This window comes from Dyella acidiphila (genome assembly GCF_014863405.1).
GTDB lineage: Bacteria > Pseudomonadota > Gammaproteobacteria > Xanthomonadales > Rhodanobacteraceae > Dyella_B > Dyella_B acidiphila.
Genome location: NZ_JACZZA010000011.1, coordinates 67698 through 80243, shown reverse-complemented (window position 1 = coordinate 80243; position 12546 = coordinate 67698). Strand labels below are relative to the sequence as shown.

9 protein-coding genes are annotated in these 12546 nt (G+C 61.7%); 7 read left to right on the top strand and 2 right to left on the bottom strand.

From position 1 onward, the window contains the following. Window positions 1-168 precede the first annotated feature (168 nt). A complete protein-coding gene (locus IGX34_RS16570) occupies window positions 169-1647 on the top strand; it encodes a helix-turn-helix transcriptional regulator (protein WP_192556839.1) in 1479 nt (492 codons plus the stop codon). Between the two features lie 52 nt (window positions 1648-1699). Here the strand turns inward: IGX34_RS16570 and IGX34_RS16565 are convergent, their stop codons facing one another. Further along, window positions 1700-2686: a DMT family transporter gene (locus IGX34_RS16565; protein ID WP_225737535.1), complete on the bottom strand. Its 987-nt coding sequence runs from the start codon at window positions 2684-2686 to the stop codon at window positions 1700-1702. 73 nt (window positions 2687-2759) lie between these two features. On the opposite strand from IGX34_RS16565, the gene IGX34_RS16560 reads away from it, so the two are divergent. From IGX34_RS16560 to IGX34_RS16550, 3 genes are all read left to right on the top strand, one after another. Further along, window positions 2760-3248 carry an Lrp/AsnC family transcriptional regulator gene (locus IGX34_RS16560; RefSeq protein WP_192556838.1) on the top strand — a complete coding sequence of 163 codons (489 nt, stop codon included), beginning with the start codon at window positions 2760-2762 and terminating at the stop codon, window positions 3246-3248. A 164-nt stretch (window positions 3249-3412) separates the two neighbouring features. After that, window positions 3413-4558 carry a response regulator gene (locus IGX34_RS16555; RefSeq protein ID WP_192556837.1) on the top strand — a complete coding sequence of 382 codons (1146 nt, stop codon included), beginning with the start codon at window positions 3413-3415 and terminating at the stop codon, window positions 4556-4558. Window positions 4559-4595: 37 nt separating this feature from the next. Further along, window positions 4596-8729 carry a response regulator gene (locus IGX34_RS16550; protein WP_192556836.1) on the top strand — a complete coding sequence of 1378 codons (4134 nt, stop codon included), beginning with the start codon at window positions 4596-4598 and terminating at the stop codon, window positions 8727-8729. Window positions 8730-8925: 196 nt separating this feature from the next. Here IGX34_RS16550 and IGX34_RS16545 read toward each other — a convergent pair whose 3' ends face one another. After that, window positions 8926-9828, bottom strand: a complete 903-nt coding sequence (locus IGX34_RS16545) for a LysR family transcriptional regulator (protein WP_192556835.1) — start codon at window positions 9826-9828, stop codon at window positions 8926-8928. A 119-nt stretch (window positions 9829-9947) separates the two neighbouring features. Here IGX34_RS16545 and IGX34_RS16540 point away from each other — a divergent pair, with 119 nt between their 5' ends. The 3 genes from IGX34_RS16540 to IGX34_RS16530 all read left to right on the top strand — a co-directional run bounded on the left by IGX34_RS16540 (window position 9948) and on the right by IGX34_RS16530 (window position 12438). Then, the gene (locus tag IGX34_RS16540; protein ID WP_192556834.1) at window positions 9948-10271 is read left to right on the top strand and encodes a carboxymuconolactone decarboxylase family protein; all 324 of its coding nucleotides are present in this window, start codon (window positions 9948-9950) and stop codon (window positions 10269-10271) included. A gap of 49 nt (window positions 10272-10320) precedes the next feature. Further along, window positions 10321-11316, top strand: coding sequence for an aldo/keto reductase (locus IGX34_RS16535; RefSeq protein WP_192556833.1), 996 nt, complete (start codon window positions 10321-10323; stop codon window positions 11314-11316). Window positions 11317-11421: 105 nt separating this feature from the next. Further along, the gene (locus IGX34_RS16530; protein WP_192556832.1) at window positions 11422-12438 is read left to right on the top strand and encodes a zinc-dependent alcohol dehydrogenase family protein; all 1017 of its coding nucleotides are present in this window, start codon (window positions 11422-11424) and stop codon (window positions 12436-12438) included. Window positions 12439-12546: the final 108 nt, after the last annotated feature.

The following is a 12546-nucleotide window of genomic DNA, read 5'->3' as shown; positions in this document are numbered from 1 at the left end:
GCCCGAATCTCCCGCTTTGGGGTCGCCCGATCAGGCTAGAAAGCTGGCGGCAATCCGCACAGAGCGCGCTGCACCAGCTGAACTAGTACATTTAGGTGACGGCAAGGGCCCGACTTTCTGCAAACCTTGCCAACGGCGCCAACCCAATGGGATTCCAGGTGGAGTGATATGGCCGCAGCCAAAGCCAGGGCGAAGCCCCATGTCGATCGACACCAGCTTCAGCAGATCATTGCCGGGCTCACCGAAGGTGTGTTGCTGATCGATCCCGATCGTTCCATCGTCTGGGCCAATGAGACCGCCCTCGCCATCCATGGGGTGGAGCAGCTGCGGGACTTGGGCGCCAATGCCGGGCAATACCGGAAAAAATTCATCCTGAAGTACCGCAATCACCATCTTCTGACCCATAAGCAGTACCCCATCGAGCGCCTGCTGGCCGGCGAGTTGTTCCGCGACGTTATCGTCGAGGTCACGAAAGCCGACGACGAAAGCTTTTGCCGCGTGCACCAGGTGCGCAGCCTGATCCTGACCGATTCGGCAGGAAACAACGAATCCCTGGTGCTGATCATGCAGGACGTCACCGAGCGGTTCAGTGCCGAAGATCGATTCGAGCGAGCCTTCAGCGCCAACCCGGCTCCGGCTTTGATATGCCAGCTATCGGATTTGCGTTACGTCAAGGTCAACCAGGGCTTTCTGGACATGACCGGCTACGATCGTGCGGCACTCATCAACCACACCGCGTACGAGGTGGATGTACTGGAGAGCGCCGAAAAACGCGAAGAAGCGGTGCAGAACCTCCATGCCGGGCGCACCATTTCGCAGCGGGAGGCCGAGTTGCGGCTACCCAATGGCGACAGCAAGTTCGTCATTGTCGCGGGCCAGCCCATCGAGGTAGACGATGCGGATTGCATGCTGTTCACCTTTATCGACCTGGAGGCGCGCAAAAAAGCCGAGGTGTCGTTGAGTCACAGCGAAGAGCGCTTCTCCAAGGCATTCCGCCTCGCGCCGGTACCCATGATGGTGTGCGCACGGCCGGAGCTGCGCATCCTCGAAGTCAATACCGCCTTTTCGGTAACCATGGGCTTCAAGGCCGACGACTTGCTCGGCAAGACCACATCCGATGCCGGCTTGTGGGCAGACGTGAAGCTCTATCGCGATCTTCAGCTGCGCCTGGAAACCCAGGATGAGCTGCTGAATTTTGAAATTCCGTTGAGAACCAGCGATGACGCCGTCATCGATTGCCTGTTTTCTTCCGCGGCCGTGATGATCCAGGGCGAAGCTTGCGTCCTGTGCGTCTTGCAAAACATCACGGAGCGCAAGCGCTCCGAAATGGATCTGATAGCGGCGATCGAGGCGGTCATGAAAGACGCATCCTGGTTCAGCCGCAACGTCATGGAGAAACTCGCCCAGATCAGGCGCCCGGGCGAAACCGGCAAGACCGGTAGCGAGCTCAGTGATCTGACGCCGCGGGAAAAAGAGGTGCTGAGCCTGATCTGCAGAGGACACAGCGACAGCGAAATCGCGGCGGCGCTCAAGCTTTCCCGCAATACGGTACGCAACCATATTTCGACGCTGTACGGAAAAATTGGCGTCAACAGACGCAGTGCCGCGGTTATCTGGGGACGCGAGCGGGGCATCATCAGCTACTGAAGCCCATGCTGCGGCATCCCGCTGCGCATCTGCAGCGGGAAAGCCCGGGCGATCAAGGATCTGCGCAGACCACGGGAATATCCCTGACACGATGCGCGCCCAGGCAGCTCAGCACACTCAGGACCACTAGGCACAACGCCATGAGCTCGACCGGCGCGGGCCAACGCCGTTCCCACAGCCAGCCATATAGTAACGCGAACAACGTCTCGAACAGGATCATCTGGCCGACCAGGGTCAACGGCAGCAGCCGGCTCATCCGGTTCCACAGGGCGTTGCCGGCGATCGAGGCAACGATAGCGACACCGCCGGATACGGTACCGAAGCGCGCCCACGCCTCGACGCTGTGGCTGGCCGAGCCGAGTGCGAGCGCAACGGGAAGCAGCAACAAGCTTTGCGCCCCGGTGACCAGGCCCATCAACAGGTTCCAGTCCTGCGCGGACAGTTGCGGCAGCCGGGCCAGGCAACGGGCATTGCCGATGGCGTAAGCGGTCCATGAAGCCAGTGCACCGATCGCGCAGACCAGGCCGAACAAGGGACGCGCAGCCGAAACGCCACCCGAATGAGCCATGGCCTGCCAGCCGATGCAGACCGCACCCAGCGCACATAGCAGCAGCGACGGCAGCAACTTGCGCAGCGGTACGGCGCCATGGTCGCGGCTGCCGATGATGGTCACCGCCACCGGCAGGAAGCCGATGATCAGCGAGGTCATGGCAATGCCGCCGGTCTGCACGGCACTGCACAGCAATACGTAATAAAGCGTGTTGCCTGCCAGAGCCAGCCAGATCAGCGACCACCACTGACGCCGCTCGATATGCGCGACGAGGCTCCGCCAGCGCGGCGCAATCAGTAGCAGGGCGATCAGTCCATAAGCGAGGTATCGGCCCACGGTCAGTTGCAAGGGGCTGAACTCGCGCACCAGTTGCGGCGCCAGAAATACCAGGCCCCATAGCGCGCCGGCGCCGATGCCGCAGGCGATACCGGCGGTCATGGAGGAGATGGCGGAGGAGCGGGCTGGTGGTGCGGTCGAGGCGGTGTCCATGCGAGCAATTTACCCGCCGACCTGCGATTATCGGCCTCGATTTCCATGCCCTAAACGCAACATTTACTCGAATATGGCCAAGAACGTTGCCGCGCCTGCCGCCAGCCTGGACCGCTACGACCGGGCCATCCTGGACATTCTGCAGCGGGACAATAAAACACCGCAGCGGGCGATCGCGGAAGCCGTGAACCTGTCCACCGCGGCAGTCCAGCGTCGTGTCGCGGCGATGGAGAAGGCAGGCGTCATCGCCGCCAACGTCGCCATCGTGGACCCGGAAGCTGTCGCCGCCACAATCACCGCCATTGTGGAAGTGAAGCTGCGGGACGAGCGCGCCGCCACCGCCGACCGCGCCAAGGCGCTCTTCAGCCAGACGCCGGAAGTGCAGCAATGCTTTTACGTCACCGGCGGCATCAGCTTTGTGCTGATCATCATCGCGCCGAACATGCCGACCTACGAGTCGCTTACGCGGCGGCTGTTTTCGGAAAACGAACTGGTGGTGGATTTCCGTACGTTGATCGCGCTCGATCGGGTCAAGACGGGAACGGCAATCGTGCTGCCTTGAAGCAGCTCAAAAAGCTGTCGTTTGTTAAGTGTGGGTGAAGGCATGCTGCTTGACGCCGGCCGCACTTTCTTGAATTAAGTGCTCGTATACTGCTTTTCGCAGCCAGGTAGGGGGCTGCGGGCATCACGACTCACGCACATCAATGCATGCGGAGGAGAGTCGAAATGGGTGCAGATAAGCTAATCCATGCCGCCAGCGTGCTTGTCGTTGACGACGGTGCGGACAATCGCCTGCTGCTGTCGGAACTGCTGCGGCCGTTCTACCGGGTGGACGCGGCTGCCGACGGAGAGCAGGCGCTGAAGATGATTGCCGCCGGGCACAAGCCGGACATCATCCTGCTCGATGTGGTGATGCCGGGCATGTCCGGCTTCGACGTCTGCCGGCAGCTCAAGTCGAGAGCCGATACGCAGGACATACCCATTATCTTCCTCACCTCGTTGAATGCCACCGAGGATGAAACGCGCGGGTTAGTGCTGGGTGCGGTCGACTACGTCACCAAACCCGTCAACCCACCGGTGGTCATTACGCGCATCGCCAATCATCTGCGCCTCAGGGCGGCGACGGAATTCCTGAAAGACAAGAATGCCTACCTTGAACAGGAAGTGGCGCGGCGTACTGCCGAACTGACGGCGGTACAAGAAGTGACGATCCTGGCCCTGACTTCATTGGCCGAGGCCCGGGACAACGAAACCGGCAGTCACATCCGACGTACCCAGCATTATGTGAAAGCGCTGGCCGACCACCTGAAGGATCACCCGCGCTTCGCCGGGGATCTGGACGAGGCCAGCCGCCGACTGTTGTTCCAGTCGGCGCCGCTGCACGACATCGGCAAGATCGGCATTCCCGACCGGATCCTGCTCAAGCCCGGCCGCCTCTCGCCGGAAGAATTCGAGGTGATGAAGACCCATACCACCTTGGGCCGCGATGCCATTCAACGTGCCGAAGATCAGCTTGGCATGGATGTGCCGTTCCTGCGCATGGCCAAGCAAATGGCCCATGGCCATCAGGAACGATGGGACGGCAGCGGCTACCCGGAAGGCAGGGCGGGTGATGCCATTCCGGTATGTGCCCGCCTGATGGCGGTGGCCGATGTCTATGACGCATTGATCAGCGCCCGGATCTACAAGACAGGGATGCCGCATGCGGAAGCAGCGCAATACATTGCGCAGAAACGCGGGGTCGATTTCGATCCAGACGTGGTCGATGCATTCTTGGCGCTGCAAGCCGAATTTCAGGACATCGCCCAGCGCTTTGGCGACCAGGAGTCATTCAAGGCAGAGGATCGGCTCAGGGAAAGCGGGACCGTTTGACGGTTGACTCCCCATCAAGCGGAGGACCTTTGCCAAAGTGAACACCCTGCTGGGGCGACTGGAGCGCTTGTCACTGCGGCGCCGATTGCAAATCGGTTTCGGCGGCATTTTGTTGCTGGCCGTGTTGCTCGGCATTTTCAGCCTGAGCGTGCAACGCCTGCAGCGCGATCAAATCGACCGCCTCTACGAAATGGATGCGCTGGGGCTGGTGTATATCGAGGAAGCCAGGGCGGCCCTGGGCGACATCGGACAGAACCTGCGGCAGGCGGTGCTGGTCGACCGCGCTGACGAACGCCTGGATGCCCTGCATGAGGTAGTCGCCTCCGAAGCTGCCATGCAGCGGGAAATCGAATTGGCCAGGCCGCGCATTTACCGGGCCGATTCCAAGCAGGCGCTGGCACGTTTCGAGATCGCCTTCGCCGGCTACTGGAACCATGTGGAACAGGTGGCTGCATTGCTGCGCGCCACCGCCAATCCCGCCACGGGCGCTCGGGATGTCTCGGCCGCCACAGCGCTGTTGATGTCACCCGGTTTCCGGCAAAGCGATGCGTCGGTCAATCAGGCGCTGGCCAGGGTCGAACAAATAAAACGCGAGGGCGCCGATCGGGAGGTCGCGAACGCGGCAGCACGCTTCCGTTACGGCGTGCAATTGACGCTTTGGATACTGGCGCTGAGTCTTGGCGCCGGCGCGTTGTTCAGCAAGCTCATCAGCCGTTCTATCCAACGGCCCACGGAAGGATTGCGTCGGGCGCTCGATGCGCTGAGTTCCGGTCTGCTCGATACCGCGGTGCCCTATACCGAATATCCAAATGAAGTGGGCGGCCTGGCGCGCAGCATCGTCACCTTGCAACACGAAGCTACGCAGATGGCGGGGCAGCGCTGGGTCAAGACCCATGTGGCCGCCATCGCCGCCGAACTCCAGGCGGCAACCGATGCAGAGGATATGGCGAATCGATTTCTAGGCTTTCTCAGTCGCCCGCTCCAGCTTGTGCGGGGCGTCTTCTATGTTTGCGAGGAAGCAACTGGGCAGCTCCAGCTGTCGGGCAATTATGCGGCCGGTCATGTCACACCGTGCTTTCAGTTGGGCGAAGGCGAAGTAGGGCGCTGTGCTGCCGAACGCAAGCCGATTTCGCTGCTGCCGCCTGCTTCGTCACATCCACACACCCTGCTGCCGGTAATCAGGGGCGAGCGCCTGTTCGGTGTCATCGAATTGGTTGCCGAGCTGCCGTTCGATGCCAATCAGCGCGTGCTGTTGGACGAGCTGACGCCGATGCTGGCGATCAATCTGGAAATCCTGGAGCGCGCGGCCTATACGCGCCATCTGTTGGACGAATCGCGCCGGCAGGCGGAGCTGACGGCGCACCAGGCCGAACGCCTGCAGGAAAAGACCGTCGAGCTGGAGTCGCAGCAGAAAACCATCGAGGCGGCCAGAGCCTGGTATCGCGGCATCATTGAATCCGCTCCCGACGGGATGATGATCGTGGGCCAGGACGGCCGCATTATTCTCGTCAATCCGAAAGTGGCGGCGATCTTCGGCTATGCAGAATGCGAACTGATCGGCGCGAACATCGAACTGCTGGTGCCTTCCGCATCGCGCGGCCATCACGTCGGCTTCCGACATCAATTTTTTGCCGATGGGGTGAGCCGCCAGATGGGCGACGTCCAGGCCGACCTGCATGGTGTGCGCAAGGATGGCGTGGAGTTTTCCGTCGAAATCGGTCTTTCATTTCTGCCGAAGCTGGATGGGGAAGGCATCTGCGTATGCGCATCGGTACGCGACGTTACCGAGCGGCGTGCGATGGAGGCGGCGATCCAGAAAAGCGAAGAGCGGCTTAGGCTGATTCTCGACAGCAGCCCCGTCAGCATCGCGGTTTCGACCCAGGGACGCCTGCGTTTCGCCAATCCGCAATTTATCCGGATTTTCGGCATCGGCCCGGGCGATCTTACCAACCATATGTATGTCTGCGAGGGCGAGCGCGAACGGATCTGGGAACAACTGCAGAGCGCCGGGGCGGTCGCCGACCACGACGTGCGCATGTACGACCTGGCGCGCAGGGAGCGCGACATGCTGATCACCTACCTGCCGATCAATTATGACGGCGAGCCGGGCGTGCTGGGCTGGATCGTAGATATCACCGAACGCAAGGCGGCACAGGCCGCGATACTGCACGCAAAGGAAATTGCGGAGGAGGCAACGCAGGCCAAGAGCGACTTCCTGGCGAACATGAGCCATGAAATACGCACGCCGATGAACGCAATCATCGGCATGAGCCACCTGGCCCTGGAAGCAGATCCCGATGCGAAGATGCGCAACTATCTCGACAAGATTCATCGCTCTGGCAAGGCGCTGCTCGGCATCATCAACGACATCCTGGACTTCTCCAAGATTGAAGCCGGCCAGATGCGCATGGAGCAGATCGCCTTCCGTCTGGACGACGTGCTGGATCATGTCGCCGATATTGTGGGCCTGAAGGCCGAGGAGAAAGGGCTGGAGCTGCTATTCCAGGTCGCCCCCGAATTGCCTGCTGGCCTCGTTGGCGACCCGCTTCGCCTGGGGCAGATCCTGCTCAATCTGGGCAACAACGCCGTGAAGTTCACCGAGCGGGGGACGGTGGTGGTCGGCGCCGAGCCAGTATCCATGGCAGATGACCAGGCGGAACTGCATTTCTGGGTGAGGGATTCGGGTATCGGGATGAGTGCCGAGCAGTGTGGCCGCATCTTTGAATCCTTTGTGCAGGCCGACTCGTCTACCACGCGCCGATATGGTGGCACCGGCCTGGGCTTGGCCATATCGAAAAAGCTGGTCAGCTTGATGCAGGGGCGGATCTGGGTCGAAAGCGGCGTGGGCAGGGGTTCCACTTTTCATTTTCACGTCTTTCTGGGTATGCAGAAAAATCGTGAGGAACACCAGTACGCCGATACGTACGCATTCAGTGGGCTGCGTGGGCTGGTGGTGGACGACAACGAGGCCGCGCGCGCGATTCTTTCGACCATGGTGCGAAGCTTGGGCGTCGAGGTAGATGCTGTCACTGGCGGCGATGACGCACTTGCTCTGCTTGCCCGCGCCGAGCGTGAGCACCGGCCTTATTCGCTGCTTTTCATGGATTGGAAGATGCCACATGTCGATGGCATCGAGACGCTGAGCCGGCTTCAATCGGTCGAGCAGACGCATGTGCCGGCGGTGATCATGGTTACGGCCTACGGCCGCGACAAGGCCCTGGACGAAGCCAGACGGCGCGGTGTGGAATTGAACGGCTTGCTTACCAAGCCCGTCATGCCGTCCGCGTTGCATGAAATCCTGGCCGCGACCCTCGGCCAGCAGAAGGCGGCAGCGATCCATGCAAGCCCGCCAACCCGCAGCCTTGGGCAGCATCGATCCGCGTTGCGTGGCTGCCGGGTGCTGCTGGTCGAAGATAACGAGCTGAACCTGGAACTGGCATCCGAGCTCCTGCGGACCGCAGAAGTGGAGATATCGGTGGCGAGAAACGGACAGGAAGCCGTCGATCTGCTTGCCGCCGATCGGCATTTCGACGGCGTACTTATGGATTGCCAGATGCCGGTGATGGACGGCTATGCCGCAACCCGGGCCATCCGGGAGCAGCTCGGCCTGACGCAGCTTCCGATCATCGCGATGACCGCCGATGCCATGGCGAGCGACCGGGACAACGCGCTTGCCGCGGGCATGAACGATCACATAGGCAAGCCGCTGGATGTGAGCCTTATGCTTGCCACGATGGCACGCTGGATCAAGCCAGGCCGCGCAGCGGAAAGCCAGGTGGCGACGGCAACGGGAGTTTCGGGAACGTCATCGTTTCCAGCCATTCCCGGTATCGACCAGCGCGCCGGCTTGGCAACATGCGCAAACATGCCTGCGCTTTATCGCCGCTTGCTGCATATGTTTGCGCAGGACTACGCCGACTTTGCGCGCCTGTTCGAAGCAGCGCGGCATGCTGCCGACGTCGACGCCGCAGCCAGGCTCGCGCATACATTGCGTGGCGCATCGGCCAATATCGGCGCCATGGCCGTGGCCGGTCATGTCGCCGAGCTGGAGCAGGCTTGCAAGGCGGCCGCGCCCTCTGGACACGTCGATCAGTTGCTGGCTGTTGTGGTGAGCGTGCTCGATCCCGTTATAGCCGGCCTGGCTGCGCTTGACGCTACGCAATCTGCTTGAGTTTCGCGGCGGCTGAGGCGTGTCTGATGCGAGATCGCATGTTCACGCCGGATGGCTGTTGCCTCGCGTGGCAGTCCGATATGCCTTGGGCGACGTACCGGTGGCGCGCTTGAACGCACTGCTGAAAGCGCTTGACGGCACCGAGATGGTTGTCAGTGGGGCATAGTGCAAAACACCTGCCCGCAATAATTGCTTTCTACGGACCATGCGAGCGATAGCGAAGCGCATCGACCAGCCGCGCAAAGGCAGGCGAAGGCTGCCGCCGGCTCGGGTAATACAGGTGATAGCCCGAAAACAGCGGGCACCAGTCATCCAACACTTGCTGTAACCGACCAGCTTCGATGTGCGGACGAACCATGTCTTCAGGTATATAGGCGAGACCGAAGCCGGCCAGTGAAGCGGCGAGGATGCGCTCGAGACTGTTGAAGGTCAGCCTGCCTTCCACGCGCACATTGAGCGCATTGCTGCCTTTCTCGAACTCCCATGCATACAGACCGCCGTGGGTAAGGAAGCGCAGGTTGATGCAGTTGTGCTGGGTGAGGTCGCGTGGCGTGGCGATCGGCGACGTGGAGGCCAGATAAGTGGGCTTGCCCACGACGACCAGCCGAGTGGGCGGCCCGATCGGCACCGCGATCATGTCCTGGGCAACCCGCTCGCCCAGACGAATACCGGCGTCGAAGCGCTCGGCCACGATGTCGGTGAGCGAGGAATCGCTGATCACTTCCACGCGGATGTCCGGGTACTGCGGCAGAAAGGACTCCAGTACCGGCCACAGGATGGTGGCGGCGGCGTGCTCGCTGCTGGTGATGCGGATGGTGCCGCTTGGCTTGTCGCGCAGCTCGCTGAGGCCGGACAGCGCCGCGTCGATGTTCTCGAAATTGGGCGCCAGCGCCTGCTGCAACCGCTCGCCGGCTTCGGTGGGCGACACGCTGCGGGTGGTGCGGGTGAGCAGGCGCAGCCCAAGCCGCGCCTCCAGGCTCTGGATCTTGTGGCTGAGCGCCGATTGCGACAGGCCCAGCTGGGCGGCGGCGCGGGTAAAGCTGCCTTCGCGCGCCACCGTAAGGAAGGCCTGCAGGTCGTTGTAGTTCTCGCCACTCATGGCTGCACCGGCTTGATTAATCGACTGGAATCATAAGTCCATTCGATATTGCCCGGGTTATCAGATAAGCGCGCCAGGGTCAGACTGGCATTCCCTCGCCTATCCCAGGGAACCAAGCCATGGCCGAAACACCTCCCAAGACCCAAGGCCCCTTCGCCGACGTCGCGCCCGCCCTCGACCGGCTGACCCAGCAGGTGCTGTTTGGCGACGTGTGGGAGCGTGCGGAGCTGTCCAAGCGCGACCGCAGCCTGATCACCGTCGTCGCCTTGATCGCGCAATACCGCATCAACGAGTTGCCGTTCCATTTGAAGTTCGCGCAGCAGAACGGCGTTACGCGTGACGAACTGGTCGAAGCCATCACGCACCTGGCTTTCTACGCCGGCTGGCCGGCAGCGAGTACCGCCGTGGGCATCGCGCGCAAGGTATTTGCGGAGAGTGCCTGAGCACGGCGGATACGTGTCGAGCAACTATCAATATTTATCAAGGTGATCTATGCAAAAGCGTTTGCTTGGAAAGGGTGGGCTGGAAGTCTCGGCCCTCGGTTTTGGCTGCATGGGGCTGAATTTCAGCTACAGCCATGCGCTCTCGGACGACGACTCCATTCGACTGATCCGCGATGCCTTCGATCGCGGCGTAACCTTCTTCGATACCGCAGAGGTCTACGGCCCGTTCACCAATGAGGTGCTGGTCGGCAAGGCACTCGCACCCGTGCGCGACCAGGTCGTGATCGCCACCAAATTCGGTTTCGACATCGACGCGGCGACCGGGCAGAACAGGGGACTCAACAGCAGGCCGGAGCATATTCGTGCCGTAGCCGAGGCATCGCTCAAGCGTTTGGGCATCGACACCATCGATCTGCTTTACCAGCACCGCGTCGATCCCAATGTGCCGATCGAAGAGGTAGCAGGGGCCGTGAAGGACCTGATCGCCGCGGGCAAGGTTCGCCACTTTGGCTTGTCCGAACCCGGCGCACAGACCGTGCGCCGCGCCCACGCAGTGCAGCCAATTACCGCGCTGCAGAACGAGTACTCGTTATGGACGCGTGGCCCCGAAAGCAATGGCATTCTCGAGGCATGCAAGGAGCTGGGCATCGGACTGGTCGCCTATAGCCCGCTCGGCAAGGGTTTTCTCACTGGCGCCATGAGCAAAGACACGCCGATCGGCGACAACGACTTCCGCAAGAATCTCCCGCGCTTCTCGCCCGACGCCATGGCCGCGAACCAGGCGCTGGTCGACCTGCTGAAGGACATCGCCGCTGCCACGCACGTAACGCCCGCGCAGATTGCGCTGGCCTGGCTGCTTGCCCGCGAGCCCTGGATCGTGCCGATTCCCGGCACCACCAAATTGCATCGCCTCGAGGAAAATCTGGGCGCCGCGGCCATCGAGCTGACGGCGGCCGACCTGGCCAGGATCGAGCAGGCTGCAGCGGCCATCCGGATCGAAGGCGAGCGCTATCCACCGCATTTGATGGCCACTATCGGCCGCTGAAAATCCAGCCGCATCGCATCACTTGCACAGAAAAGCCGTTCAGCCACGGGCGAACGGCTTTCGATGTTCAAACCCTCTCAACCCCAATCAGTCGGAGACCTACCCATGCTGGCGACCATGATGTACGGCCCAGGCGATGTGCGCGCCGAAGAACGCGACGAGCCGACCATTCTCAAACCTACCGACGCCATTATCCGGCTGTCCGCAAGCTGCATTTGCGGTTCCGATCTATGGCCTTATCGCGGTTCAAATCCGATCACCGCACCGCTGGCCATGGGGCATGAGTACTGCGGCATCGTGGTGGCAGTGGGCAGCGAGGTGAAATCCGTGAAGCCGGGCCAGTTTGTGGTGGGCTCATTCTGCATTTCCGACAACACCTGCCCGCATTGCCAGTACGGCTTTCAATCCTCGTGCGAGCAGCGCGAATTCATGAGCGGCGCGCAGGCACCGCTGGCGCGCGTCCCGTTGGCCGACGGCACCCTGGTAGCTACCGACGAACTGCCGCCGGATGACCTGATTCCCAGCCTGCTGGCCGTATCGGATGTGCTTGGCACCGGCTGGTATGCCGCCGATGCGGCGCGCGTGCAGCCGGGCTCCACCGTCGTCGTTGTGGGCGATGGCGCCGTAGGCCTGATGGGTGTGCTCTCGGCCAGGCAAATGGGAGCCGCCAGGATCATCGCCATGAGCCGCCATAAAGCACGCCAAGAACTGGCGCTCGAATTCGGCGCGACCGACATCATTGCCGAGCGTGGCGACGCAGGCGTTGCCGAGCTTAAGAAGATGACGCGCAATGTAGGGGCCGATGCGGTACTCGAATGCGTAGGCACCAAGGAATCCATGATGCAGGCGCTGGAGTGCGCACGGCCGGGCTCGATGATCGGCTACGTAGGCGTGCCGCATGGGGTTGAATTCGACGGTCAGCAGCTGTTTTTCGCCCAGAAGGGCATGCTGGGCGGTCCGGCGCCGGTGCGTCGCTTCCTGCCGCAGCTGATGGATCTGGTGCTTACGCGCAAGATCAATCCTGGGCGGGTGTTTGATCTTGAGCTTCCTTTGGCCGATGTGGCGCGAGGCTATCGGGCCATGGATCAGCGTGAGGCGATCAAGGTGCTGTTGCGTATGTAGGTGGGCATCGGGGCAGAGAGATGGGAGCAGTCATCGTGATACCCACTACGCCAGTGCGATAAAGGGGGCTACGATCATCACCGCTTGATCGCTTCAGCGATAAATCAA

What these genes read in the sequence shown, in the direction of transcription:
- IGX34_RS16570 (WP_192556839.1), top strand. Translation starts at nt 169, where the DNA reads ATGGCCGCAGCCAAAGCCAGGGCGAAGCCCCATGTCGATCGACACCAG.
- IGX34_RS16565 (WP_225737535.1), bottom strand. Translation starts at nt 2,686, where the DNA reads ATGGACACCGCCTCGACCGCACCACCAGCCCGCTCCTCCGCCATCTCC.
- IGX34_RS16560 (WP_192556838.1), top strand. Translation starts at nt 2,760, where the DNA reads ATGGCCAAGAACGTTGCCGCGCCTGCCGCCAGCCTGGACCGCTACGAC.
- IGX34_RS16555 (WP_192556837.1), top strand. Translation starts at nt 3,413, where the DNA reads ATGGGTGCAGATAAGCTAATCCATGCCGCCAGCGTGCTTGTCGTTGAC.
- IGX34_RS16545 (WP_192556835.1), bottom strand. Translation starts at nt 9,828, where the DNA reads ATGAGTGGCGAGAACTACAACGACCTGCAGGCCTTCCTTACGGTGGCG.
- IGX34_RS16540 (WP_192556834.1), top strand. Translation starts at nt 9,948, where the DNA reads ATGGCCGAAACACCTCCCAAGACCCAAGGCCCCTTCGCCGACGTCGCG.
- IGX34_RS16535 (WP_192556833.1), top strand. Translation starts at nt 10,321, where the DNA reads ATGCAAAAGCGTTTGCTTGGAAAGGGTGGGCTGGAAGTCTCGGCCCTC.
- IGX34_RS16530 (WP_192556832.1), top strand. Translation starts at nt 11,422, where the DNA reads ATGCTGGCGACCATGATGTACGGCCCAGGCGATGTGCGCGCCGAAGAA.